General features: G+C 71.8%; 16 protein-coding genes. 12 read left to right on the plus strand and 4 right to left on the minus strand.

All coding sequences use genetic code 11. The annotated features are described in order from the left end of the window. Positions 1–3 precede the first annotated feature (3 nt). Both ACZ3TI_RS31265 and ACZ3TI_RS31270 read right to left on the minus strand, forming a co-directional pair. Positions 4–3,030: a glycoside hydrolase family 2 TIM barrel-domain containing protein gene (locus tag ACZ3TI_RS31265; protein WP_465732128.1), complete on the minus strand. Its 3,027-nt coding sequence runs from the start codon at positions 3,028–3,030 to the stop codon at positions 4–6. A 623-nt stretch (positions 3,031–3,653) separates the two neighbouring features. Further along, positions 3,654–6,281, minus strand: a complete 2,628-nt coding sequence (locus ACZ3TI_RS31270) for an RICIN domain-containing protein (RefSeq protein WP_465732130.1) — start codon at positions 6,279–6,281, stop codon at positions 3,654–3,656. A 512-nt stretch (positions 6,282–6,793) separates the two neighbouring features. On the opposite strand from ACZ3TI_RS31270, the gene ACZ3TI_RS31275 reads away from it, so the two are divergent. The 7 genes from ACZ3TI_RS31275 (at position 6,794) to ACZ3TI_RS31305 (ending at position 17,174) form a co-directional block, all read left to right on the plus strand. Next, positions 6,794–7,492 carry a DUF4232 domain-containing protein gene (locus ACZ3TI_RS31275; protein WP_465732132.1) on the plus strand — a complete coding sequence of 233 codons (699 nt, stop codon included), beginning with the start codon at positions 6,794–6,796 and terminating at the stop codon, positions 7,490–7,492. 113 nt (positions 7,493–7,605) lie between these two features. Then, positions 7,606–8,364 carry a DeoR/GlpR family DNA-binding transcription regulator gene (locus tag ACZ3TI_RS31280; protein WP_465732134.1) on the plus strand — a complete coding sequence of 253 codons (759 nt, stop codon included), beginning with the start codon at positions 7,606–7,608 and terminating at the stop codon, positions 8,362–8,364. 235 nt (positions 8,365–8,599) lie between these two features. Then, complete coding sequence (locus tag ACZ3TI_RS31285) at positions 8,600–9,892, plus strand: extracellular solute-binding protein (protein WP_465732136.1); 1,293 nt, start codon at positions 8,600–8,602, stop codon at positions 9,890–9,892. 57 nt (positions 9,893–9,949) lie between these two features. Continuing rightward, positions 9,950–10,864, plus strand: a complete 915-nt coding sequence (locus tag ACZ3TI_RS31290; RefSeq protein WP_465732138.1) for a carbohydrate ABC transporter permease — start codon at positions 9,950–9,952, stop codon at positions 10,862–10,864. After that, positions 10,840–11,703, plus strand: a complete 864-nt coding sequence (locus ACZ3TI_RS31295) for a carbohydrate ABC transporter permease (RefSeq protein ID WP_465732140.1) — start codon at positions 10,840–10,842, stop codon at positions 11,701–11,703. Before ACZ3TI_RS31290 ends, ACZ3TI_RS31295 begins: the two co-directional genes overlap by 25 nt. A gap of 44 nt (positions 11,704–11,747) precedes the next feature. Then, the gene (locus ACZ3TI_RS31300; protein WP_465732141.1) at positions 11,748–14,414 is read left to right on the plus strand and encodes a glycoside hydrolase family 31 protein; all 2,667 of its coding nucleotides are present in this window, start codon (positions 11,748–11,750) and stop codon (positions 14,412–14,414) included. 516 nt (positions 14,415–14,930) lie between these two features. Further along, positions 14,931–17,174, plus strand: coding sequence for an RICIN domain-containing protein (locus ACZ3TI_RS31305; RefSeq protein WP_465732142.1), 2,244 nt, complete (start codon positions 14,931–14,933; stop codon positions 17,172–17,174). A 101-nt stretch (positions 17,175–17,275) separates the two neighbouring features. On the opposite strand, the gene ACZ3TI_RS31310 is transcribed toward ACZ3TI_RS31305, so the two are convergent. Next, positions 17,276–18,550: an ROK family transcriptional regulator gene (locus ACZ3TI_RS31310; protein ID WP_465732144.1), complete on the minus strand. Its 1,275-nt coding sequence runs from the start codon at positions 18,548–18,550 to the stop codon at positions 17,276–17,278. 159 nt (positions 18,551–18,709) lie between these two features. Between ACZ3TI_RS31310 and ACZ3TI_RS31315 the strand changes: the two genes are divergently transcribed. The 5 genes from ACZ3TI_RS31315 to ACZ3TI_RS31335 all read left to right on the plus strand — a co-directional run bounded on the left by ACZ3TI_RS31315 (position 18,710) and on the right by ACZ3TI_RS31335 (position 24,982). Next, a complete protein-coding gene (locus ACZ3TI_RS31315; protein WP_465732146.1) occupies positions 18,710–20,020 on the plus strand; it encodes an ABC transporter substrate-binding protein in 1,311 nt (436 codons plus the stop codon). 108 nt (positions 20,021–20,128) lie between these two features. Beyond that, complete coding sequence (locus ACZ3TI_RS31320; protein WP_465732148.1) at positions 20,129–21,070, plus strand: carbohydrate ABC transporter permease; 942 nt, start codon at positions 20,129–20,131, stop codon at positions 21,068–21,070. Next, entirely contained in the window at positions 21,067–21,954 is an 888-nt protein-coding gene (locus ACZ3TI_RS31325; protein ID WP_465732150.1) for a carbohydrate ABC transporter permease, read from the plus strand. Before ACZ3TI_RS31320 ends, ACZ3TI_RS31325 begins: the two co-directional genes overlap by 4 nt. A 29-nt stretch (positions 21,955–21,983) precedes the next feature. Beyond that, entirely contained in the window at positions 21,984–23,984 is a 2,001-nt protein-coding gene (locus tag ACZ3TI_RS31330; protein WP_465732152.1) for a hypothetical protein, read from the plus strand. 125 nt (positions 23,985–24,109) lie between these two features. Further along, positions 24,110–24,982: an SIS domain-containing protein gene (locus ACZ3TI_RS31335; protein WP_465732154.1), complete on the plus strand. Its 873-nt coding sequence runs from the start codon at positions 24,110–24,112 to the stop codon at positions 24,980–24,982. 53 nt (positions 24,983–25,035) lie between these two features. Here the strand turns inward: ACZ3TI_RS31335 and ACZ3TI_RS31340 are convergent. After that, the coding region (locus ACZ3TI_RS31340) for an N-acetylglucosamine-6-phosphate deacetylase (protein ID WP_465732156.1) at positions 25,036–25,820 on the minus strand (785 nt) is incomplete at its 5' end.

Genomic DNA, 25,820 nt, shown 5'->3' on the forward strand with positions numbered 1-25,820 from the left:
ACGTCACGAGCGGTGGAAGGGTGTGAGGTTGAGGGTGAAGTCGGCGGTGCCGAGTTCGAGCCGGTGCTGTGGCAGGATGCCGGGTCCGCATGCGGCGCTTCCGAGGCCCTGGACGGCGTGGTCGGTGTGCAGGTGGACGAGCGGGCCGGGGGTCAGTTCGGTCGGGTGTCGGGCCACGTCGAGCTGCCGGTCGGTCCAGGGGCGGGCGGAGAGGTGGAAGAGTTCCTCGCCCCGGATGTGGATGGCGTCGCAGCCGTCGCTGATCTGCGCCCACCGCACGTCCATCCGGTTGCCGTTCTCCTGCGGGCGCACGTAGGGCGTCTGCATCCGGTCGACCGTGGCGTGGAAGCGTCCGACGCGGGCCGCTTGCCGGGAGTCCGGGTAGGCCTCGCCGGGGCCGGCACCGAACCACTCGACCTGTGACCAGTCAGCGGGGAGGTGCCAGTCGAGGCCGATCCGGGCCAGGGAGCGGGAGGTGTTGCGGCGGTCCATTTCCCGGTGTTCTTCGGGCGGCAGGTCGGGGTCGATCATGGTGTCGGCGAAGGCGTCCGTCCGCTCGGGCCAGTGGCCGACCGGTTCGGCGTGCACCTGGAGCCGCAGACCCGTCCCGTCGCTGGTCCAGCGGTAGGTCGTCAGGTAGCCGCAAGGAACGGCGGCGGCGGCGCTGCGGACCACGACGGTCAGGCCCTGGGCGTCGGGCGTGACGGAGACCGTGCGGTGGCGCAGCCGGTCCAGGCCGCGGTCCTTCCAGTAGGCGGCGTCGCGCTGGGACCAGCCGCGGTCGTTGTCGGTGGGAGCGCGCCACAGGCCCAGGGTGGGGCCCTGCAGGGGCAGTCCGTCGAGGTCGAGGAGGCTGCCGGTGGCGTGGTCGAACCGGCCGGGCCCGAGCGTGATGACCCCGTCCGCGGTGTGCGGGGCCACCGGGGTGCCGTCCACGCGGTCGCGTCCCGGTGCGGAGAGCTGGAGCTGTCCCCAGGCGATGACGTGGCCCTCGGGCGCCCAATCGGCGGGCTTGGCCAGCTCCGCCTGGACGGTGAGCCACAGTTCACCGCCGTCCTCGTCAGCGGCCTGGCGGGCCGGCGCGGGCAGCGGCAGTCGGCCGTGTTCCCCGGCTGCCAGCTGCGGCGTGGGCAGTGTGCCTGCGGCGAGTTCGACGCCCTCGCGGGCGAGCGACCAGGTGAACCGCAGGTGGGAGAGGTCCAGCACCTCGTAGTGGTTCTCGACGGTCAGCGTTCCGGGCTCGGGGCCGGTACCGATGCGGACGGGGGCGATGACCTTGGCGTACTCGAGCAGGCCGGGCGAGGGGGTGCCGTCGGGGAAGACCAGGCCGTCGCAGCAGAAGTTGCCGTCGTGCAGGTCCTCGCCGAAGTCACCGCCGTACCCGAAGAACTCGCGGCCCTCGGTATCGCGCGTGCGCAGCCCCTGGTCCATCCACTCCCACACCCAGCCGCCCTGCAGCCGCGGGTACTCGTCGAAGAGCCGCGCGTACTCGGCCAGGCCGCCGGGCCCGTTGCCCATCGCATGGGCGAACTCGGTGAGCAGGAAGGGCATGCGGTTGCGCGGGTCGTCGGCCGGGTCGCCGGAGCCTTCGCGCGCCGGGTAGTGGATCTCGCCCGGGAGCAGCTGCCCCCGCCCGATGCGGGCGACGGCCGCGGGCGGGCGGTACATCTGGCCGAGGACGTCGGTGTACTCGCCGAACCGGTCGGCCTCGTAGTGGATCGGGCGGGAGGGGTCGCGCCGGCGCAGCCAGTCGGCCATCGCGCGCAGGTTCTGGCCGTCGCCGGCCTCGTTGCCCAGGGACCACAGGATGATGCTGGGATGGTTCTTGTCCCGCTCGACCGTGCGCTCGATGCGGTCCAGGTAGGCGGCTTGCCAGCGCGGGTCGTCGGAGGGGTTGTGCTCCCACATCGTGGCGTCGGCGTACTCGAAGCCGTGGGTCTCCAGGTCGCATTCGAGAGTGACGTACAGGCCGAACTCGTCGCACAGGTCGAGGAAGGCGGGGTGTGGCGGGTAGTGGGAGGTCCGGACGGCATTGATGTTGTGACGCTTCATCAACTCCACGTCGCGGCGCATGGCCTCCGGGGTGAGGGTGCGGCCGTGGTCGGGGTCGAACTCGTGCCGGTTGACCCCGCGCAGCACGACGCGGCGCCCGTTGACCCGCAGTACGCCGCTCTCGTCGATGGTGACGGTGCGGAAGCCGAACCGGATCCGCACGCGTTCGCTGTCGGTGGCCAGGTGGGCCTCGTAGAGGTGCGGGTCCTCCGCGCTCCAGGGTCGCACGGCCGGGAACCGCAGCTCACTGCCGGCCGGCCGGTCGTGGACGCCGAGGGCAGGGACCGTGATCCGCACGGGCGCGTCGGCGTCCACGTCCACGCGCAGCCGGCCCTCGCCGGTGGCGTGGTCGTAGTCGGCGTGGACGAAGGCGTCCCGGATCCCGCCGGCCGGGCGGGCCAGCAGTCGCACGTCGCGGAAGATGCCCGACAGGCGCCAGGTGTCCTGGTCCTCCAGGTAGGTGCCGGCGGAGAACTGGTGCACCCGCACGGCCAGCACGTTGCGGCCCGGCTGTAATGCGGCGGTCACGTCGAACTCGGCCGCCAGGCGGCTGCCGTAGGTCACACCGAGTTCCGTGCCGTTGAGCCAGACCCGGGCACAGGAGTCCACCCCCTCGAAGCGCACCACAGCCGGCACGCCCTGCCAGGAGTCCGGCAGGTCGAAGACGCGGCGGTAGTCACCGGTCTCGTTCTCCTGCGGGACGAACGGCGGGTCGAGCGGGATCGGGTAGGCGATGTTCAGGTAGACGGGCCGGCCGTAGCCGCGCAGCTGCCAGTGCGAGGGGACCGGCAGGGCGTCCCAGGAACCGTCGTCGAAATCCGGGTCCTGGAACCCGTCCGACTCGGCCCGCAGCGCCGGCGAGAACCGGAACGCCCACGGCCCGTTGAGATCGATCCGGGGGCTGTCGGAGTCCAGGACCGCGCGCGGCGCAATCCTCCCTCGGCCGGGCACGAAGTCCTCGAAGTAGCGTGCAGGCATGCCGAATTCCTCCGGACGGTCTCGGGTGATGCGCGCGACCGTACTATCGAAGGCTTGTTGCGGGAAGACGCTCCCGCCACTGCGGCCTCGACGGGCGCGCCTGGAATGCGAATGCGAGCTCCGGTTTGCGAGCGGCAGTCCGGGCGTCGGTCGAGCCGCCGGCGGGCGGCTATGGCAGCTTCGTGGTTGTCCTGGCCGGTGCCGGCGGTGAGGGCGGCATGCGGGATGGGGAGGTGATCTGTCGCCACGTCACCTCGCACAATCGGCTCGCGCGCCAGGGAACGCCGGTCTGTGGCCGGTCACTTCTTTGCGTGTCGGAAATCTTGACGCAACACCGCAGCCGACCCATAGTGATGGCCATCGCGCCACGCTGTTGCCCTCACTGACGGCACTGCACCTCGGCAGTCGCCCGGGCACGGCACCGGAGCGCGGTGTGCGGGGCGGGTCCGCACCACTGCCGCGCACACCGCAGTCGCGTTGACGGACTTCGCCGACGCGGTCGCACCGTGGGCTCCGCGCAGACGCCCGCCGCGGGGCAGTGCCTGGACGACACCGACCTCTCCACCAGCCCCGGCCCGTGGACGGCACGGCGCGGACCCGCCGCCCGTCCACGGGCCGATCGGTCAGGACGGGTCGCCGTACACCACGCCGCGGCCGCCGGCGCCCAGGTAGACCCGGCCGTAGACGTCGGGGTCGCCGGTGATGACGGTGATGATGTTCCCGCCGTACTGGTGCTGGTCGTCGTTGATCCGGACCCAGGTCGAGCCGGCGTCGGTGGAACGGAACAGCCCGGTCACGCCCTTGACCGCCCCGCTGAGGTAGACGGCCTGGTAGTTGGCGCCCGGTGCCGCCTTGCCGAAGCCGATGGCGCTCGCCGCGTCCACACCGGCGACCTTGGTGAAGCTCGCTCCGCCGTTGGTGGAGTGCTGGAGTCCGCTGTCCTTGCTCGCGATCCACAGGTCGCCCGCGACGCCCGGGACCGCCTTGAGCTGTCCCCAAGCCACGCCGGTGGCGCGGGCGGTGAAGTGCCTCCCGCCGTCGGTGCTGGCGTACAGGGTGCCGCCGCTGAGGGCGTAGAAGGTGCTCGCCACGGAGCGGTCGGCCACCACGGGCGCGTCCTTGGGCAGGCCGGAGACCGCCGTCCAGGACGCGCCGCGGTTGGTCGACAGGAACGGCGTCTGGCCCTCCGGGGTCCACACCACGGTGGCGCCGTCCGCCGAGACGGCCGTGGAACCGCTGACCGCGTCGCCGTTGGGTGCTGCCGGGAACGGCGTCCAGGTCGCTCCGCCGTCGCTCGAGTAGGCGCCGTGTCCCTCGCTGCCGGAACCGACCCGCACGGAGAACTGCGGCTTGGCCTGGGCGAAGTCGATGCCCGTGGTGGTGGTGAACCTCGGCCCGACCAGCTGCTGGGTCGGGGACTTGGTCAGGTCGTCGTGCCGGAATCCGCTCTGGTCGCCGAGCGCGCTGATCAGCGGGAGGCCGGGCGGCTTGATCAGTCCGTTGGTCGCGGTCTCCTCCACACCCTTGGGGATGGTCCAGTGGGTGGCGCCACCGCGGTCCGCCGCGGTCACGTCGGTGCTGCGCCACATGCCCGATCCGGTGCCGTACAGGACGTGCCCGGAGTCGAACGGGTCGATGGCCAGCGCGCCCATCCAGTGCCCGACGCTGCTGGACCCCACGTAGGGCGCCGCGGAGGCGTCGCGCACGGCGGTCGCGCCCAGCTCCTTCCAGGTCGCGCCGCCGTCGGTCGACCGGTAGAGCTCCTCGTTGGGGTACCAGCGGTTCAGGGTGGTGACCATCACCGTGCCCGGGTGCTCGGCGTCGACCGCGAGGCCGGCGAAGCCGAAATGGCCGCTGGACGGCGAGATGTTCTTCCACACCCCCGTGGACGGCGTGTACTTCCACACCGATCCGGCCGTCACCGGCTGCGGGCCCGGACCGTCGCTGTACGTCAGGTAGAGCGAACCGTCGCCGGACAGCACGCCGTGGTGCGGCAACTGACCCGTCGGCTGGCCCGACACGGCCTGCCAGGTGCTGCCGCCGTCGGTGGAGCGGTACAGCGAGGTGGACTTGTCCGCCACGCCGACGTAGATCGTCCTGCTGCCCGCCGGGCCGAAGGTCACGAAGGACAGGCCGACCCCGCTGCTCGCGCCGTCCTTGACGGGGAACGCCGAAACCTGACTCCACGTCACACCGTAGTCCGTGCTGCGCCACAGGCCGTTCTTGCGGGTGCCCAGGTAGAGCTTGCTGTGGTCGGACGGGTCCACCACCAGGCGCTCGCCCATCGACCGGCCGTCCTCGTTGCCGCCGAGCTTGAACGGCAGGTCGGTGCGCTGGAAGGTCCTGCCCTGGTCGGTGGAGCGCAGGATCGAGCCGTTGCCCGACCAGCCGTTGGTGTAGGTGCCGCTCGCCAGGTACAGCCGGTTCGGGTCGACCGGGTCGGTCGCCAGGCTCTCGATGCCCAGCAGGTTCCAGTCGGTGATCCAGTCGGTCAGCGAGATCCACTGGCCGGCCCCCGCGTCCCACCGGTACGCGCCGCCGACATCGGTCCGCGCGTACAACAGGTCCTTGCGGGCCGGGTTGAACACGAAGCCGGTGACGAAACCGCCGCCGACGATCTGGGCGTTCTTCCACACATACGACCCAGTGGCCTGCGCCCCGCCGGCCGCGGGCACCGCCGTGCCGGGCACCTTCACCAGCTTCCACTGCTGGTTGGCGCCGCCCCAGCCGGGCCACTGGATGACCTGTGTGCCCTGGTCCGTGGAACCCCCGGAGACATCCAGGACCTGACCGCTCTTGCGGGAGGTGAAGGTGACAGAGTCGGAACCGGTGTCGCCGATCCGCCACTGCTGCGAGGCGGCAGAACGGTCCGTTTGCTGCTCGGTGACGGCGCCCTGGTTCGTCGAGTCGCCGACGACGCCCAGCACCTTGCCGCTGTTGCGGTTCACCAGCTCGTAGTAGCCGTCCCCGGTGGACTTCAGCCGCCACTCCTGGTTGGCGGTGTTCTGGTCGGTCCACTGCTGGATCCGGGTGCCGTCGGCGGTGGAGAAGGCGTTGACGTCCAGCACCTTGCCGCTGCGCACCGACACCAGCCGGTAGTAGGCGTCGCTGTCGACCGTCGCCGCCTGCGAGTCCTCGTGCACGAAGAGGAAGTACGACGCGGTGGCGACGGGCACGCTGACCAGCAGAGCGGTGGCGCTCACGCGACGGCGGTGACGTCCGCGGCGCCCGCTGTTCTGGGGAAGGCTCATGGGTGCAGGTTCTCCTTGCGAACTGTTCACGAGGGGTCAGGCAGATCCGGACACCGAACCGGCCGGACTCACTCCCCAGTTGTCACAGGCTTCGCAAAGGTTGCCGTGCGGCGGAGAAAATTTTTTCGGGTCGCCTCTGTCGCTGACGGTAACCATCGTCGGACGACACCTCGAAAGGTAACCCTTGGAACGGCTCGCAAACTGCAGTCGAAACCCCATGTCGCGGACAGCGGACTCGCAAACTATCCGCTGATGTCACAGGCGGCAGGGACCCTGACCCCCCCCGCCACGCACCGGATCGCATGCGAATCTCCCGGGGGATTGACCCGATCGGCCGACAGGAGGATCCCCGGCAGCCTCCTCGCCCCGGTCGTCACCGTGCGACGGGAGTCTCCCGATCTCGTCACCGTCCTGTCACACCCCGGGGTTCGGGGAACCGGCGCCGGAGCCCCGGTGTGTACGGGGCAGGTGCCTGCGCTGGGCGGGCACCACTCATCCTCCGAGGGGGCGTCATGCAGAACACGCAGCACGGGAAGAAGGCCCGAAGAGCCGCAGTGGTCACGGTTTCGGCCGCCACCGCCGCCCTGCTGGTCACGGCCTGCGGGCCGGGCAACGACCAGCCCGCTCCGGCGGCGCAGCCGACCGTGACGGTGACCGCCACGACCGTGCCGAGCGCGACGGCTCCGGCTCCCGCCCCCACCAAGGGCGGCACGGCGAGCGCGGCACCGACGACCTCCCACGCGTCTCCCTCCACCGGTGCCGCCGCACCGACCTGCGCGGCCACCGAGCTGAAGGTGGACGCCCGCCAGGCGAAGGACCGCCCCGACGGCACCGGGCTGGGAGCGGCGATCGTCGCGTTCACCAACAGCTCCGCCCACCCGTGCACGCTGCAGGGCTTCCCGACGGTGGCCGGCGCGGCCAACGGCTCCCCGGACCACAACGCCCCGCTCGCGGTGACCCACACCGGCTCCGCCTCCCCGGTGAAGCTGGCCCCGGGCGGGAAGGCCTGGGTGAAGCTCACCTTCGTCCAGGTCCAGGGGGAGGCCGACGGCTACTGCGTCTCCGGGGCCACGCCGGTCGCCTACCCGACCCTCGTGCTGGGCCTGCAGGGTGGCGCGGGAGCGCATCAAGTCGCCCTGGACGACGGCCTCTTCGCCGAGTGCGACAACAAGGTGACGACTACCGCGCTGCTGGCCACCAGCCCGTCCTGACGACGGATCCGGCTCCGGCGAGCGGGCACACCAACGCACGGAGCCGCCCTCGGATCGGCATGAGCAGTTCTGCGCGGAACCCGCAACGGGGAGCACGGCACTAGACTTCCGTCATGCTCAAAGCTGACCGTACCGCCCGGATGCTCGCGCACATCACCGAGGCGGGCAGTGCCGACGTGCACGAGCTGGCCGGGCTCCTCCGGGTGTCCCCGGCCACCGTGCGGCGCGACCTGCAGGAGCTGCACGACCAGGGGCTGCTGCACCGCACTCGGGGCGGGGCCGTGACGGGGGCCGTCAACCTCGAACTGCCGCTGCGGCACAAGCACGGGAAGCGTCGGGCGGAGAAGCGGCGGATCGCGCTGGCGGCCGAGCGGCTGGTGCCGGACGGCGCGGTGGTGGGCCTGACCGGGGGTACGACGACGAGCGAGTTGGCCCGGGTGCTGGCCGAGCGCGGCGGGATCACCATCGTCACCAACGCCGTCAACATCGCGGCCGACCTGATCGTCCGTCCGGAGGTCCGCCTGGTGGTGGTCGGCGGCATCGCCCGGACCACCAGCTACGAGCTGGTGGGGCCCGCGGCCGACCGGATGCTCGCCCAGTACCACCTCGACGTCGCCTTCATCGGGGTGGACGGGCTGACCGCCCAGGAGGGCTGCACCACGCACGACGAGATGGAGGCGCAGACGGACCGCGCGTTCCTGCGCAGCAGCGCCCGGTCGGTCGTGCTGGCGGACAGCACCAAGGTCGGCCGGGCCACCTTCGCGCGGATCTGCCCGCTCTCCGACGTCCACGACCTCGTCACCGACGACGAGGCCACCGCGGCGCAGGAGGAGGCGGTCGCCGCCTGCGGGGTGCGGGTCGTGCGCGCCTGAACCCCCACCTGAACCCTCACCTGAGCCCCTGTCGGATCCTGCCGAACCCCACTGAACCCCGCTGAACCCCGCGCACCCGTTACGCCCGGTCGGTCCCTCCCGGCCGGGCTTTCTGCTGCCCTGCCCGTTGACATGAACTGCCAGAGGCAGGAAGCTCGTTCGGAACTGCTCAAAACCAGCTCCCTTCAAGCAACTCGGATCAGCGAATCAGGCGCATACGAAGGCGGTAACTGCGGTGAACAAACCTGCTCTGGCCCTCGCCACGGTGTGTGCCCTCGGCGCACTCGTCCTCACGGCCTGCGGCAGCGGTGGCGGCGGCGACAACGGGGGTGACGACGGCGGCACCGGCGCCGGCCGCAAGGTGACGCTCAAGCTGGTCGCCGCCGACTACGGCGACAAGGAGGCCAACAGCTCGAAGGCCTACTGGAAGGGCGTCACCTCCGCCTTCACGGCCGCCAATCCCGACATCACGGTCGACGTCCAGGTGGTCAACTGGAACGACATCGACAAGCAGGTCAAGACGATGATCCAGAGCGGCAACGTCCCGGACGTCCTGCAGACCGGCGGCTACGCCGACAAGGTCGCCGACGACCTCCTCTACAAGGCCGAGGACGTGCTCTCCGCCGCCACCCGCGCCAACCTCATCGACAGCCTCGCCGGAGCCGGCCGCGTCAACGGCGTGCAGTACGGCATCCCCTTCGTCTCCTCGGCCCGCGCCTTCTTCTACAACAAGGCGGTCTTCCAGCAGGCCGGCATCACCCAGCCGCCCACCACCTGGGAGGAACTGCGCACGGACGCCGAACTCATCAAGGCCAAGGTGCCCGGGGTCACCCCGTACGCGCTGCCGCTCGGCCCGGAGGAGGCCCAGGGCGAGAGCATGATCTGGGAGCTCGGCAACGGCGGCGGCCCGACCGGCAAGGACGGCACGTACACCCTCGACAGCCAGGCGAACGTCGACACCTTCGGCTGGCTCAAGGCCAACCTCGTCGGCCCGGGCCTCACCTACGCCAACCCGGCCACCACCGACCGCAAGACCGCGTTCGCCGACTTCGCCGCGGGCAAGGCCGCCATGCTCAACGGGCACCCCTCGCTGATCACCATGGCGCGGGACGGCAAGGTCGACTACGGCGTCGCGCCCATCCCCGGCAAGGCGGGGCCGCTCGCCTCCACCCTCGGCGTGGCCGACTGGATGATGGCCTTCAAGAAGAACGGCCACCGCGACCAGGTCCGCACGTTCCTCGACTTCGTCTACACCGAGGACAACACGCTGCGGTTCTACGAGACCTACAACCTGATGCCGGTCACCCAGGACGCCCTGCGCGCGATGACCGACAGCGGCAAGCACAAGGACCTCGAACCGTTCTTCGCCCTGCTGCCGCACGCCTCCTTCTACCCGCTCGGCGACACCGCCTGGGACGCGGTCTCCGCCGAACTGAAGAAGTCCGTCGGCACCGCCGTCGCCGGCGACCCGGCGAAGGTGCTCGGAGACCTGCAGAAGAAGGCCCAGGACGCCGTCGCCAACAAGTAGCCCCCGGGCACACGTCAACCCGTGCCCCGGGAAAGGGCCCCGCGAAAGGCACCCGCAGTGACCCTCGACCCTCCCACCCCCCGAGCTGCCCCGCCGCGCCGACGCCGCGGCGGACTCGGCCCGCTGCCGTGGATCGCCCCGGCCGTCCTGCTGATCCTCCTCGTCGTCCTGTGGCCCGTGTACGAGATGGTCCGCACCTCGTTCCTGCGCGTCAGCACCAGCGGATTCGTCCGCGGCTCGGCCGGGCTGGACAAGTACCGCAAGCTCCTCGGCGAGGCCGACCTCGGCCACGTACTGCTGTCCACCGTGCTCTGGACCGTCGCCGTGGTCGGACTGACGATGCTGCTCTCCCTCGGCCTGGCCCAGCTGTTCGATCAGCGCTTCCCCGGCCGCAGGTTCGCCCGCTGGGCCCTGATCGCGCCCTGGGCCGCTTCCGTCCTGATGACCGCCATCGGCTTCCGGTGGATGCTCGACCGGACCGCCGGCGTGCTCAACACCGCGATGACGGACCTCGGCCTGGTCGACGGGCCCCGCGACTGGCTCGGCGATCCCGCCACCGCCTGGCCCTGGATGGTGGCCGTCGCCGTCTTCGTCTCGCTGCCGTTCACCACCTACACCCTGCTCGCCGGCCTGCAGACCGTCCCCGGCGAGCTGTACGAGGCGGCCCGGGTGGACGGCGCCTCCCGCTGGCAGTCCTACCGGAGGATCACCCTGCCGCTGCTGCGCCCGGCCTTCCTGGTCGGACTGGTGATCAACCTGATCAACGTCTTCAACTCCTTCCCGGTGATCTGGGGCATGACCCAGGGCGGCCCGAGCAGCGACACGGCCACCACCACCGTCTTCATGTACCAGCTGAAGAACACCGACATCGGGGAGTCCGCGGCCATGTCGGTGGTCAACTTCGCCCTGGTGGTGGTCATGGTCCTGGTCTTCCTCAGGGTCAGCCGATGGACGAGCCAGGAGGAGAATTGACGAACCGTCAAAGGCTGAGGAGCGGTATCCGACCGCGCACCCTGGTGGTCACCGCGCTGGCCTGGCTGCTGGCCGCGGTGTTCCTGCTCCCGTACCTGGAGATGGCGGTCACCGCGCTGCGCCCGGCCGACGAGCTGCGCGACCCGTCCTACCTGCCACGGCACTTCGCCTGGTCCAACTTCGTCGACGTCTGGCGCGACTCCACCCTCGGCGCCAACCTGAGGATCACCCTGCTGGTCGCCGGCGGATCGACCCTGCTGGTGCTGCTGGTCGCGCTGCCCGCCGCGTACCACACCGCCCGGGTCCGATACCGGGGCCGCCGGCTCTTCCTGCTGCTGGTGCTGGTCACCCAGATGTTCCAGCCGACCTCGCTGCTGGTGGGCCTGTACCGCGAGTTCTACCAGTTGGACATGCTCGACTCGGTCTGGACGCTGATCCTCTGCAACGCCGCCTTCAACCTCGCCTTCGCCGTCTGGATCCTCACCGCCTACATCGGCTCGATCCCGGTCGAGTTGGAGGAGGCCGCCATGATGGACGGCCTCGGCCGGCTGGGGGCGCTGCGCCGGGTGGTCCTGCCGCTGGCCGTGCCCGGCGTGGTGACCGCGCTGGTCTTCACCTTCATCTCCGCCTGGAACGAGTTCGTGATGGGCCTGACCCTCTCCACCACACCGGAGCGCCAGCCCCTGACCGTGGGGATCAACAGTTTCATCGGCAACTACACCGTCGAGTGGAACTACCTGTTCGCCGGCTCGGTCGTCGCGATCGTGCCGGTCGTCGTGCTGTTCGCCCTGATCGAGCGCCGGGTGGTCTCCGGACTGACCGCCGGATCGGTCAAGTGACGGTGCCCCCGGCCACGCCCCCCATCCGAGAGGACCACACCACCGTGCGCTTACGACACCCCCGCTCCCGCCGGGCGGCCCTCGCCGTCGCCCTGAGCAGCATCACCGCGCTCGCCGGGCCCGCCCTCCCCGCCCGGGCCGCGGCCCCCGGCTCCGCCGTCCTCGACCAGGGCCACCAGAGCGTCACCTGGCAGAGCCCGCAGTACGCCAAGGGCACCGTCGGCGACCCCAGGTCCTGCCCGCCGGCCGCGCAGGACCCGGGCGGCGCGGTCTGCGACCACTTCGACCTGACCGTGAACGTCCCGGCCGGCTACTGGGACGACAACCCGGAGGGCGGCGTCCCGGTCTCCGTCCGCTGGCAGAACCCCACCGACGACTTCGACCTCTACATCTACGACGCCGCGGGCAAGCAGGTCGCCAGCAGCGCGGGCACCGCCGACCCGGAGGCGACGGTGATCCCGAAGGCCTCGGGCACCTACCGCGTCCTGGTCGTCCCCTACGACGTCCACGGCGGCTCGTACACCGGCACCGCCTACCTCCCGCAGACCGCCGACGCGGGCGACCTGACCTCCTTCGGCGGCTCGCAGGGCAGCTACGACATCTCCGCGGGCACCCTGAAGGCCAAGGTCGACTTCCTCGCCGACGACCAGCTGCGCCTGCGCGCCGCCCCGGACGGCGTCCTCACCGACCCGGCGGGCAGCACGATCGTCCGCAAGCAGCCCGAACCCCAGCGCGACACCAGTACCTTCGACGCCGGCGCGTACTACGGCATCCGGTCCGCGGACCTGGTGCTGCGGGTCTACAAGCACCCGCTGCGGTTCGGCCTGTACAAGGCCGACGACCGCACCGCGCTCTGGCAGGAGGACGCCCCGCTGCGCTGGAGCACCAGCGGGCTGCGGCAGAGCCTGGCGCGCGGCGCGGACGAGCAGTTCTTCGGCGGCGGCGAGCAGAACGGCTCCTTCTCGCACCGCGACCGGACCATCCACGTCGCCAACAGCTTCGACTGGAACGAGGGCGGCTGGAACAACTCCCAGCCGTTCTACGTCTCCACGGCCGGCTACGGCGTCTTCCGCAACACCTTCGCGCCCGGCATCTACGACTTCGGCTCGCCCGTCCGCACCGGGCAGCAGGAACGCCGCCTGGACGCCTACTTCTTCACCGGTGACGTCAAGCAGGTGATCGGGCAGTACACCGCCCTGGTCGGCAAGCCCTTCATGCCGCCGGTCTACGGCCTGGAGCCCGGCGACTCCGACTGCTACCTGCACAACGCCAACCGCGGCGAGCGGCACACCCTGGACGCGCTGAAGGTCGCCGACGGGTACGTGAAGAACCAGATGCCGCTGGGCTGGATGCTGGTCAACGACGGCTACGGCTGCGGCTACGAGAACCTGGCGCAGACCGGCGAGGGCCTGCGCAAGGACCACGCCCAGCTCGGCCTCTGGACCCAGAACGGCCTGCCCGACCAGGCCGCCGAGGTCAAGGCCGGCGTCCGGGTGCGCAAGCTCGACGTGGCCTGGGTCGGCAACGGCTACGACTTCGCGCTGAACGCCTGCGACCAGGCCAAGGCCGGCATCGAGGACAGCAGCGACGCCCGCGGCTTCGTCTGGCTGCCGGTCTCCTGGGCCGGCGCGCAGCGCTGCGGCGTGCTGTGGAGCGGCGACCAGAGCCTGTCCTGGGACTACATCCGCTGGCAGATCCCCACCTACGCCGGCGCCACCATGTCCGGCATCGCCTACAACACCGGCGACGTCGGCTCGATCTTCCGCCGCGACCCCGCGATGTACACCCGCGACCTGCAGTGGAAGGCCTTCCTCCCGGCGATCATGACCATGGACGGCTGGGCCCGGGACATGACGGGCAAGCAGCAGCGCGACCAGCAGCCCTGGCTGGACGGCGAGCCGTACACCTCGATCAACCGCAAGTACCTGCAGCTCAAGGAGCGGCTGCTGCCGTACATGTACACCCTCTCCGCGGAGGCCACCCGCACCGGCATCGGCGCCGTCCGCCCGCTCGCCCTGGAGTACCCGCACGACCCGAACGCCCTCGGGCCGAACGCGAAGTACGAGTTCCTGGCCGGGCCCGACTTCCTGGTCGCGCCGGTCTACTCGGACACCGCCGTGCGCGACGGCATCTACCTGCCCGAGGGCACCTGGACCGACTACTGGACCGGCCGCACCTACCAGGGCCCGACCACGGTCAACGGCTACTCCGCCCCGCTCGACACCCTGCCGCTGTTCGTCCGCGGCGGCGCGATCGTGCCGATGTGGCCCAAGGGCACGCTGTCCTGGGAGAACCGGGACCGCTCCGAACTCGACTACGACCTCTACCCGCAGGCACAGGGCGACTCCTCCTACACCCTGTACGAGGACGACGGCGTCACCCGGCAGTTCACCGCGGGCTCCTCGGCCACCCAGCAGGTGGACGTGCGCACCAACCGCGCCGTCACCAGCGTCGACGTCGGTGCCAGCGAGGGCAGTTACGCCGGCAAGCCGGCCGAGCGGACGTACCGGTTCACCGTGCACGGCCGTCCGGCCCCGCGGCTGGTGGTCACCGACGACGGCCCGCTGCCCCGGTTCGACTCGGCGGCCGCGCTCGACTCGGCCTCCTCGGGCTGGTACTACGACGCCGCGACCGGAGTGACGCAGATCCGCACGCCGTCCGTCTCCACCGACGACGGCTTCTCGCTCCGCCTGATCCACGGCGGCAACTGACGGGACCGCGAGGGCGGGAGCAGGAAGTCGGCCCGGCCGAATTCCTGCTCCCGTCTCACGTTGCGGGACCGCGCTCGGCGTTCCGGCCGGAAAACACTGCGGACCCCTGCTCGCGTGATCGACGCTGGGGAACGCAATGCCGTCGCGGGTCCCGCGGGTGCGGGGCGTCCGGGAGGGGCGAACCGCGTGCCACGGCAGCCGGGCCAGCGCACCGACGGCCGCATCGAGGACCTGCACCGGGGCTCGGGACCACCCGTAAGGACGTGGCGAAGGCGCTGAACCGGCCGGAGTGAGCCGACGGGGCGTCACCCGGAGCATCGGCCCGCAACCGGGCGACTCTTGACTTCACTTGGGCCCACTGCCACTGTTTGTTCAACCTTGCGCAATTTCGCGCAGAACCGCGCAGGGTTCAACGGCCCGATGAACAGTAGGCGCCAGTTCTCTGGACGACGGTGCGTTCACCCCGGGCACCTCTTCCCCCCACTCCACCCGCGCGTGCGCCGACAAGGAGTACTCGTGTCCCTTCCCCCACCCCGCAGGCTCGCCACCGCACTGGTGGCCGCAGCCGTGCTGCTGGGCTCCGCCACCGCCACCGCCACCACCGCCTCTGCCGCGACCGGCGTCACCACCGCTTCAACGGCCGCGAGTTACACGGTCAGTGTCGGAGCGCCGATCCCCTACACCCACCCGACCGACACCCCGGCCGTCCCGTACGTGGACAAGGACGGCACCTTCTGGTTCCAGCAGTCGGCCGCGCTCTACGGCAAGAACGACCCGCGCTACTGGGACTTCTTCACCGGCACCGACTTCGACACCGCCACCCGCTCCAGCGCGGTGAGCGACGCCGTCAACCCGGCCGACCCGACCGACCGGAACAACGACACGACGGCGCGCTGCAACAACAGCCCCACCGGGCGGGAGGCGACGTCCGCCGGCGGCACCAGCGGCTACGCCCAGAAGAACTACTGCGACCTCTCCGGGATCTGGACAGACCCCGACACCGGCGACTGGTACGGGCTGGTGCACAACGAGTTCACCCCGCAGCCCTTCGGCGACGGGCTGCACTACGACGCGATCGACTACGCGGTCTCCACCGACCAGGGCCGGACCTGGACCATCAGGGACCACGTCATCACCTCGCCGTACAGCACCAAGCGGGGCGACACCGGCCAGTTCCCGAACCAGACCTACTACTACGGCGACGGCGACCAGCGTCTCCTGGTCGACACCGCCTCCGGTTACTTCTACGTCTTCTACGGCTCCCGGGTCGTCGACAAGAGCGGCGGCTGGAAGGCCTTCCACTCGCATGTCGCCCGCGCGCCGATCTCCGCCAAGATGGCGCCCGGCTCCTGGCAGAAGTGGTACGACGGCGCGTGGTCCCAGCCCGGCACCGGCGGGCGGGAGAGCAACATGGTGCCGGTCGACTCCACCAGCGGCACCGGCTACACCCCGGCCTCGGGGGAGTACGACCCGGCCAATCCGGGGACGGCGAGCCAGCAGATCGCGGCCGGGACGATGCCCCCGACCTCGCCGCTGTTCGTCATGGACGTGACGTACGACGCCCACCTCGGGCTGTACATCGGCGAGCCGCAGGCCGTGGACCAGAGCGGCAACGCGCCCCAGCGCTACTACGCCACCGCGGACCTCGCCACCCAGAAGTGGGCGCCGATCGGCGACAGCGGCAGCTATCACACCGCCTCCTGGTACCGCTGGTTCCTGGACGGCGCCAACCGGACCGGTTCGGCGATCGTGGGCCGGACCTTCCGCTCCTACTGCGCGTTCGGGTGCTCCGGCGGCGCGTCCGGCGAGTACGTGAACGTCACCATCGACTCCACCGCGCCCGCCGCACCGCCCGTCGACCCTGGCAAGGCGTACCGGATCGCCAACGGCGACGGACGGGTGCTCGCCCAGGCCGCCGGAAGCTCTGCCACCACCTCGGTGGCGGGCGGGACCGGCTCGGCGCTGGAGTCCTGGACTTTCACGGCCGACGGCGACGGCTCCTACCTGATCGCCAACGCCGCCACCGGGCAGCTGTTGGGCGTCGACTCCTCGGCGAAGAGCGGCCGAGCCTGGGGCGCCAAGCCCACCGTGGGCTCGGCTCCGGCGGGCGGGCCGACCGTCGGCCAACGGTGGTTCCTGATCCCGGGTCGGACGCCCGGCGGCTCCGGCACCGGCTCGCTGCGGATCGTCAACCGCTACAGCGGACTCGTCCTCGGCCTCTCGGCGACCGCCGGGCGGCTCACCGAGACCACCCCGAACCGGAGTTGGACGGACACCGGCGGCAGCCCGGTGGGCGGCGCGCGGACCGCCGCCGAGCAGACCCTCACGCTCACCGCCACCGGAGCGGCTCCGCTGACCGGCACCCACACGGTGGTGGCCTCGGGCAAGGCGCTGGACGACCCGAACCACTCCACCGGACAGGGCACCCAGCTCATCACCTGGAGCCCCAACGGCGGCCCGAACCAGGACTGGGTCTTCACCCGGCAGGCCGACGGCAGCTACCAGGTCGTCAACGGCGAGTCGAAGCTCTGCCTGGACGTCAGCGGCGGCTCGACGGCGGCCGGCGCCAAGGTGATCCAGTGGGCCTGCACCGGTGGTGCCAACCAGCGGTGGACCGCCACCCCCGTGACGGGCGGCGGCTACGCCCTCGTCTCGCAGCGCAGCGGCCTGCTGCTGACCACCGCGTCCACCGCGGACGGCGCGCCGGTCACCCAGCAGCCCGACACCGGCTCGGCGCTCCAGCACTGGGCGATCGGCTGAGCCCCTGAGTGGGAACGTCCTGGGCCCGCGGAAGCCGTCCGCGGGCCCAGGACGTGATCGTCGTCGATTAATTTGATCGGTAGCCAAATAAATACGGGGCCTCAGCCCCGGTTCATCGCGCGCACCGGGTCCCGGTAGACCGCGTCGAGGGCGAGCAACGCGCCGCCGCGGGCGGTGCCGGTGAGTCCGACCCGGGACAGGACGATCTCGCAGCCGCCGGCGTTCGGTGCCATCACGCGTTCGCGGACCTGCTCGGTGACGCCGTCGATCAGGTACGCGCCGAAGTACGCGAAGTGCCCGCCGAGCACCACCAGCCGGGGGTTGAGGATGTCGACCAGCAGGGCGAGCCCGGGGGCGAGGTTGTCGCCGATGTGGCGCAGCGCGTCCAGGGTGCGGGCGTCCCCGGCCTCCGCCCGGCCGCGCAGCTCGGCGAGGCGCCGCTCCAGGTCCACCATCGGGTCCCAGACCATGTCGCCGGGGTCGGCGGCGTACCGCAGCAGGGCCCCGCGGCCGATCGTGGTCTCCCAGCAGCCGCGCCGGCCGCAGGCGCAGAGCTGCTCGGAGGGCACCAGCTGGAGGTGGCCGACCTCCCCGGCGTAGCCGCCGGTGCCGCGCAGCAGCTGTCCGCCGGCGATGATGCCGACGCCCACGCCGGTCTGGCCGGTGACGTAGACGAGGTCGCGGACGTGGTCGGCGGAGGCCTGGACGTATTCGGCCAGGGCGCCCAGCTTGGCGTCGTTCTCCAGGTGCAGCTCAGGGGCGCCGGGGCCGAGCCGCTCGCGCAGGCCGTCGAGCGCCGGCACGTCGCTCCAGCCGATGTTGGAGGCGTAGCTGACGCTTCCGGTGGCCAGGTCGATGGTGCCCGGGGTGGCCAGGGTCACCCCGACGACGCGCCCGCCCGCGCGCGTCAGCCGGTCGATGCCCCGGGTGATCAGCTGGGCCGTGGTGTCGAGGACGGCGTCGGGGCCCGCCGCGCGCACGTCGAACGGCACCCGCTCCTCGGCGGTGACCCCGCCCTTGAGGTCGAGCGCGAGCAGGCTGACGTAGTCCACGTTGATCTCGGCGCCGATGCCGTGGACGCCGGTCCCGTCGATCTCGACGGCCTGCCCGGGTCTGCCGACGGTGCCGCGGTCCCGCTCGGCCTCGCCCTCGCGGATCAGACCGCCGTCGAGGAGCTCCGCGGTCAGGTTGGACACGGTGGCCTTGGGCAGGCCGGTGTCCTCGGCGATCCGGGAGCGGCTGCGCGGGCCCTCGTCGCGCAGGAGTCGCAGCACCATGCCCAGGTTGGCCCGGCGGGCCGACGAGCGGTCCCGGGCCACGGCGGGCCCCGCCATCGCGAGGTTCCGCACGCCGGTTCCGTCCAGTGCTGAGCCCATCGCTCACTCCTCTCACGCGCTCCCCGGGGACCGGGCGGAGCCCGCGCCGCGCGGGCCGTCGTGGCAGGTCCGCCACGGCTCTTGACTTTAGCAAGGGTTAGTTCAAACAATAACCGAACGAATTCACCACGGCCCGGTTCCCCCACCGAGGAGACGCACGTGAAGGCCAGACCCACCACCACCCTCGCCGCCGCGGCAGCGGTCCTCACCGCATCGACCCTCCTGGCCGGCTGCTCGTCCGGCGGCGGGCAGTCGACCGGCTCCGCCGCGGGGCCCGTCACGCTGGACTTCTGGGGCTGGGCCCCCGGCTACGACCGGGTGGTGGAGAAGTTCAACCAGACCCACCCGAACATCCGGGTGACCTTCGCCAAGACCGCCTCCGGGTCCAAGGGCGGCTACACCAAGATGCTCACCGCCGCCAAGGCCGGCAACGCCCCCTGCCTCGCCCAGGTCGGCTACGAGACCCTGCCGAGCTTCGCCGCCGCGGGCGCCCTCACCGACATCACCGAGCACACCGCCGACGCCAAGGGGCAGTTCGCCGACTGGACCTGGAAGCAGGTCACCATCGAGGGCAGGACCTACGGCATCCCCGTCGACACCGCGCCGATGGCGCTGTTCTACCGCAAGGACCTCTTCGCCCAGTACGGCATCGACAAGCCCCCCACCACCTGGGAGGAGTACGCCGCCGACGCCGCCAAGGTGCACGCCGCCGACCCGACCGTCCACCTCGGCAACTTCGGCAACGACGCCTACAACTACGCCGGGCTCGCCTGGCAGGCGGGCGCCAAGTGGTTCGGCACCGCCGGGGACACCTGGCAGGTGAGCCTGAACAGCGAGGCCAACCGGAAGGTCGCCGGCTTCTGGCAGGGCCTGCTGGAAAAGAAGCTCCTCAAGGCCGACCCGAGCTACGATCCCTCGCTCTACGCCGACCTGACGAACGGCAAGGTCCTCAGCGACGTCAACGCGGTCTGGAACGCCCCCACCCTGGCGAGCAGCGTCAAGAGCGGCGCCGGCCAGTGGGCGGTCGCCCCGATGCCCGTGTGGGACGCCGGCAACCCCGTCTACGGCAACGACGGCGGCTCGGCCACCGCCGTCCTCAAGGGCTGCGCCCACGCGAAGGAGGCCGCCGAGTTCGCCACCTGGATGAGCACCGACGCCGCGAGCCTCGGGGACCTGATCAAGGTCACCGGCATCTACCCGGCCGCGACCTCGGGCCTGTCCAACCCCGCGCTCGCCCAGCCCGACCCGTTCTACGGCGGGCAGGTGATCTTCGACGTGTTCAAGGCCGAGACCGCGCACATCAGCACCGACTGGCAGTGGGGCCCCACCATGACGCAGACCTCCACCGACCTCGGCGACGGCCTCGGCAGGGCCGGCACCGGCGGATCCACCCTGCCGGAGGTGCTCGCCGAGGTGCAGGGCAAGACGGTGGCCGGCCTGAAGCAGCAGGGCCTGGCCGTCTCCGGCTGACGCCCCGTCGACCGGCCCCGCACCCACCCCCACGGATGCGGGGCCACCCGGTGACCGGCCCGCCGGACAGACCCTGACCCGGTCGGATCAAGGAGAGGCAGCACACGCATGACCACCGCCCCCGGGCGGACAGCAGCGGTGAAGCCGGTCGCTCGGGCGACCGGACGCCCCCGGGGCCGCGGCCGGACCGCCGCCCTGTTCCTGGCCCCCTTCCTGCTGCTGTTCACGACCCTGTACCTCGCGCCGATCGGCTACACCGTCCACGAGAGCCTGTACCGGATGCGGCGCTCCGGGCTCGGCCTCTCGGCACCCACCGAGGTGTTCGCCGGCCTCGGCAACTACGCCACCGCACTGGGCGATCCGGAGTTCCGCGGCTCGCTGCTGCGGGTGCTGCTGATCGGCCTGGTCCAGGTGCCGCTGATGCTGCTGCTGGCCCTCGTCCTGGCGCTGCTCCTGGACGCCGGGTCGACGATGTTCAAGCGGTTCTTCCGGCTGGCGTTCTTCCTGCCCTACGCCCTGCCCGGGGTGGTCGGCGCGATCATGTGGTCGTACCTGGTCGCCCCCGGGCTGAGCCCGATCACCGCGGCGGCCGAGCACCTCGGACTGCACCTGAACCTGACCTCCGACGCCATGCTCGGCCCGACCATCGGCAACATGCTCACCTGGGGCTGGACCGGCTACAACATGCTGATCATCCACTCCGCCCTGCAGTCCATCCCGGCGGAGCTCAGCGAGGCGGCCGTCATGGACGGCTGCTCCGCCCTCGGCATCGCCTGGCGGATCAAGGTGCCGATGATCCGCCCCGCCCTCGTGCTGACCACGGTGTTCTCCATCATCGGCACCGCGCAGCTCTACAACGAGCCGGCGATCCTGCACAACGTCGCCCCGAACCTGAGCAGCAGCTACACCCCCATCTACGCCGCGTACAACGCCGTGGACGGCAACAACTTCAACCTCGCCGCCACCGAGTCCGTCGTCCTCGCGCTGCTGGCCTTCGCCCTCTCCTTCGGCTTCCTCAAGCTCGTCCAGCGCCGCGGAGCCGCCCTGTGAACCCTGTGAACCCTGGGGACCCCGCCCTGACCTCCCGCGGCAAGCGCCCGCCGGCCTCCCGCTGGCTCGTGCTCGGCGTGCTGCTGCTCGCCTCCGTCTACTTCCTCGCCCCGGTGTGGTGGCTGCTGGTCGCCTCGACCAAGACCAGCAGCGGCCTGTTCTCCGGGAACGGCTTCTGGTTCGGCGACTTCGCCCTCCTCGACAACCTCGACCAGGTATTCACCCGCCAGGACGGCGTCTACTGGCAGTGGCTGGGCAACAGCGCCCTCTACGCGGTGGGCGGAGCCGGCGTCAGCACCCTGGTCTCCGCCATGGCGGGCTACGCACTGGCCAAGTACCGCTTCCGCGGCCGGGAGCTGACCTTCAACGGCGTCCTCGCGGCGGTGCTCGTCCCGCAGCCGCTGCTGGCCGTCCCGCTCTACCTGCTGTTCTCCCGGCTCCACCTGGTCGACACCTACTGGGCGGTCCTGCTGCCGAGCATGGTCAGCCCCTTCGGGGTCTACCTCGCCCGCATCTACGCCGCCGCCTCCGTCCCCGACGAGATCATCGAGGCCGGACGGATCGACGGCGCCGGCGAACTGCGGATCTTCGCCACCATCGCGCTGCGGGTGATGTCCCCCGCACTGGTCACCGTCTTCCTGTTCCAGTTCGTCTCCATCTGGACCAACTACCTGCTGCCCGTCCTGATGCTGGCCGACGACCACCTCCAGCCGGTCACCGTGGGCGTCGTCGGCTGGCAGGCCCAGCGGGCGCTCGGCCCGGGTGCACCGCCGCTCAACATCGTGGTCACCGCCGCCATGGTCTCCGCGATCCCCCTGGTCGTCCTGTTCCTGTCCCTGCAGCGCTTCTGGCGCGCCGGCCTCACCGCCGGCAGCACCAAGTGAGCCCGGCAGCACCCTGTGAGGAGTCCCGCGTGCCCGCGAGGTACCACCTGCGGTTCCAGCTGCACCCGACCCCCGACGCCGCCGAACGGGCCGCCGAACTGGCCGACTTCTGCCGGGAGTCCGGTGTGGACGAGGTCGTGCTCCTGCTCGGCGCCGAGGAGCTCTTCGCCGGGCACCCGTCCGGAGCGGCCGAGGACCGCCTCCACGAGACCGCCGCCACCGCCGCCGCCGTACTGCGCGGGGCCGGGCTCGACGTCAGCCTCAACCCCTGGGTGACCGCCGGCCACGCCGACCGCGGGCGGGTCGACCGACTGGGCTTCGCCCCCATGGTCGGCCCGGACGGGACGGCGGCCGCCGCCCAGGCCTCCTTCGCCTGCCCGCGCTTCCGCTCCTGGATCACCGCCCACTACGCCCGCTTCGCCGACCTCGGTCTGCGGGTGCTGTGGCTGGAGGACGACTTCCGCTACCACAACCACGCGCCGCTCACATGGGGCGGAGGGTTCGAGCCGCTGATGCTCGACCGGCTCGGCGAGCTGGTGGGGGAGCCGGTGACCCGGGAGCAGGTGCTCGCCGCGGTGACCGCCCCCGGCACCCCCCACCCGTGGCGGGCCCTGCTGCAACAGGTCTGGCGCACCGCCCAGTCGGAGGTCGCGGCGCAGATCGCCGCCGCGGTCGCGGAGCGGTCCGACGGACGGACCACGCTCGGGCTGATGAGCTCCGAGCCCGGCGTCCACTCGGTCGAGGGCCGCGACTGGCCCGCCCTCTTCGAGGCCCTCGCCATCGACGGTCAGGTCTCGCACCGCCCGCACTTCGCCCGCTACGGCGACGCCCCCGGCCGCGAACTCAGCTTCTCCGTCTGGATGCTGGAGGTCCAGCGGGTCCTGCGGCCACCGCACGTCCGCAGCGAACCGGAGATCGAGAACTGGCCGCACACCGCCTGGTCCAAGTCCGACACCCAGACCTGGTCCGAGCTGGTCGCCGCCCAACTCGCGGGCTCCGACGCGATGTTCCTCAACGTTCATCCGATGCAGTCGGGCCGGCCCGGCCGCTTCCCGCGCGTCGCCGAGCTGCTGCGCCGCTCCCGGCCCGCGCTCGACCACCTCGCCGAGCGTACGCCCCACCGGCTCTCCACCCACGGGGTGGCACTGCCGGTACGCCAGGACGCCGCCGCCCACGTGCGCACGAGCCAGGGCGGCGACCTCGCCGACCTCGCCGTGGACCCGGGCCCGGCGGCGGACTTCCTGCTCCGCTACGGCGTGCCGGTGACCGCCGAGGACGCCCCGGTGCGGGTCCTGTTCGGGCAGCTCGCCTGGGCCTACGACGACACCGAGATCCGGCGGATGCTCGCCGGCGGGCTGCTGCTGGACGGCACGGCGGCTCTCATCCTCGCCACCCGCGGCTTCGCGGACCTCCTCGGTGTCACCGTCGAGGAGGTGGTCGGACGCGAGGACGGGTCCGGCCCCGGCCCGTACGCGCTGGAGCGGGTGCTCCCGGTGCCCGGGCCGGACGGCAGCCACGGCGCCCACCTCAGCGTCAACGTCCAGCCGGCCCTGGCCCGACTGCGGCCGGCGCCGGGCGCCGAGACCTGGACCGAGATCCTCACTCCCGACCACCGGGTCTGGGGCGCCGGCCGCTGCGTCTTCACCAACGGACTCGGCGGACGGGTCGCGGTGCTGGCCGCCACCGCGGTCGGGCTGCTGCCGCACGACGACGACGGCCAGCGCCTGCTGCACGCCGCGATCCGCCGCCTGGAGGGCGACCGTCCGACCCTGCCGCTGGTCGGCGGCGGACCGCATCTGATCCCGCACCTCACCCGCACCGAGGACGGCTGGCAGCTTGCCGTGGCCAACGGCAGCGCCGACCCGGCCCGTCCGCGGGTGCACCTGCCCGGCGCGGCCACCGGGGCGCGAGCCACGCTGCTCGCCCCCCTCGCCGCGCCCGAGGCGACCGCCGTCACCGTGACCGGCCGCGACCTGGAGTCCGATGGGGAGCTGCCGCACCGCGGCTGGCTGCTGGTCCACTGGCGATGACGGCCGGCGCCCGTCGGCGTCGTGCACAGGTGTGGTCAAAGCTGTGTGCCCGTTGCAATCAATGAGCATCGCTGATCTCATGTGAGCAGAATCTGCGCACAAGTGCGCAGTGAAGGGGAGGCATCATGAGCCACGTCGAGCAGGAGATCGCCGGCCAGCCGGAGTGCTGGCGCCGGGCCCTGGAGCTGGAGCCTGCGGGGCTCCCGGACGACGGAGAACGGGTGGCCGTCATCGGCTGTGGCACCTCCCTCTACATCGCCCAGGCGTACGCGGCGCTGCGCGAGTCCGCGGGGCTGGGCGAGACCGACGCCTTCGCCGCCTCGGAGTTCCCGGCCGCCCGCGGCTACGACCGACTGGTCGCCCTCAGCCGCTCCGGCACGACGACCGAAGTGCTCGCCGCCCTCGGCCGCGCCGGGCGTATCCCCAGCGTCGCCATCACCGGCGACCTCGACACGCCGATCAGCACGGCCGCCGGCACCGTGGTCGACCTGGAGTTCGCCGACGAGGAGTCGGTGGTGCAGACCCGCTTCGCCACCACCGCGCTCGCGCTGCTGCGCGGCCGCCTCGGGCTGGCCCCGGCCGACCTGCCCGAGCAGGCCGAGCGGGCACTGACCGAGCCCCTGCCGGAAGGGGCCGTCGGAGCGGGCCAGTTCACCTTCCTCGGCACGGGCTGGACGGTCGGCCTGGCCAACGAGGCGGCGCTCAAGCTCCGGGAGGCGGCCGGCGCCTGGACCGAGTCCTACCCGGCGATGGAGTACCGGCACGGCCCGATCAGCATCGCCGCCCCCGGCCGGGTGGTGTGGTTCTTCGGCGAGCCGCCGACCGGGCTGCTGGCACAGGTCCGGACCACCGGTGCCCGTACCTCGGTGACCACCCTCGACCCGCTCGCCGACCTGGTGCGCGCCCAGCGCCTCGCGGTCGCGCTGGCCACCGGCGCGGGCCTGGACCCCGACCGGCCGCGCAACCTGACCCGCTCGATCGTCCTCGCCCAGCCGTGACGAGCGTGACCGCCCTCGACCTCGGCGGCACCCAGGGCCTGTCCGGCGTCGGATCAGGAGCGTCTCACGGTGGAGAAGCGCTCGCGGCCGACGGCCCATCGGCCGCGGCGCATCACGGCGACCAGGTCGAAGGTCTCGGAGTCGACCACGACGAGGTCGGCGAGCTTGCCGGTCTCCAGTGAGCCGATCGAGTCGCTCAGGCCGAGCAGCCGGGCCGGGGTCGCTGACAGGGACTCCACGACCTGGCCGAGCGACAGGCGGTGGACGGTGAGGGACCGTCTGAAGACCCGGTCGAGGGTGAGGGTGGAGCCGGCGATGGAGCTGCCGTCCGGGAGCATCGCGACGCCGTTCTCGACCCGGACCTGGAGGGGGCCGAGGGGGTAGAGGCCGTCGCCCATGCCGGCGGCGCCCATGGCGTCGGTGATCAGGGCGACGCGGGCGGGGCCGGCGGTGCCGTAGGCGAGGTCGAGGACGGCGGGGTGCAGGTGGACGCCGTCGTTGATCAGTTCGACGGTGACCCGCTCGTCCTCCAGCAGGGCCACGATGGGGCCGGGGGCGCGGTGGGCGATGCCGGGCATGGCGTTGAAGAGGTGGGTGGCGACGGTGGCGCCGGCGTCGATCGCCTCCAGGGTGGTGGTGTAGTCGGAGTCGGTGTGGCCGACGGCGGCGATGACGCCGAGGTCGGCGAGCATGCGGACGGAGTCGAGGCCGCCGGGGAGTTCGGGGGCGAGGGTGACCATGCAGGCGTGGCCGCGGGCGGCGTCGACCAGTTTGCGGACGAGTGCCGGGTCGGGGTCGCGCAGCAGGTCGGGGCGGTGGGCGCCGCAGCGGTTGTGGG

This window comes from Kitasatospora sp. NPDC023120, assembly GCF_055560835.1.

Coding starts and splice junctions, on each gene's coding strand:
- ACZ3TI_RS31265 (WP_465732128.1), bottom strand. CDS start 3,030: ATGCCTGCACGCTACTTCGAGGACTTCGTGCCCGGCCGAGGGAGGATT.
- ACZ3TI_RS31270 (WP_465732130.1), bottom strand. CDS start 6,281: ATGAGCCTTCCCCAGAACAGCGGGCGCCGCGGACGTCACCGCCGTCGC.
- ACZ3TI_RS31275 (WP_465732132.1), top strand. CDS start 6,794: ATGCAGAACACGCAGCACGGGAAGAAGGCCCGAAGAGCCGCAGTGGTC.
- ACZ3TI_RS31280 (WP_465732134.1), top strand. CDS start 7,606: ATGCTCAAAGCTGACCGTACCGCCCGGATGCTCGCGCACATCACCGAG.
- ACZ3TI_RS31295 (WP_465732140.1), top strand. CDS start 10,840: ATGGACGAGCCAGGAGGAGAATTGACGAACCGTCAAAGGCTGAGGAGC.
- ACZ3TI_RS31310 (WP_465732144.1), bottom strand. CDS start 18,550: ATGGGCTCAGCACTGGACGGAACCGGCGTGCGGAACCTCGCGATGGCG.
- ACZ3TI_RS31320 (WP_465732148.1), top strand. CDS start 20,129: ATGACCACCGCCCCCGGGCGGACAGCAGCGGTGAAGCCGGTCGCTCGG.
- ACZ3TI_RS31335 (WP_465732154.1), top strand. CDS start 24,110: ATGAGCCACGTCGAGCAGGAGATCGCCGGCCAGCCGGAGTGCTGGCGC.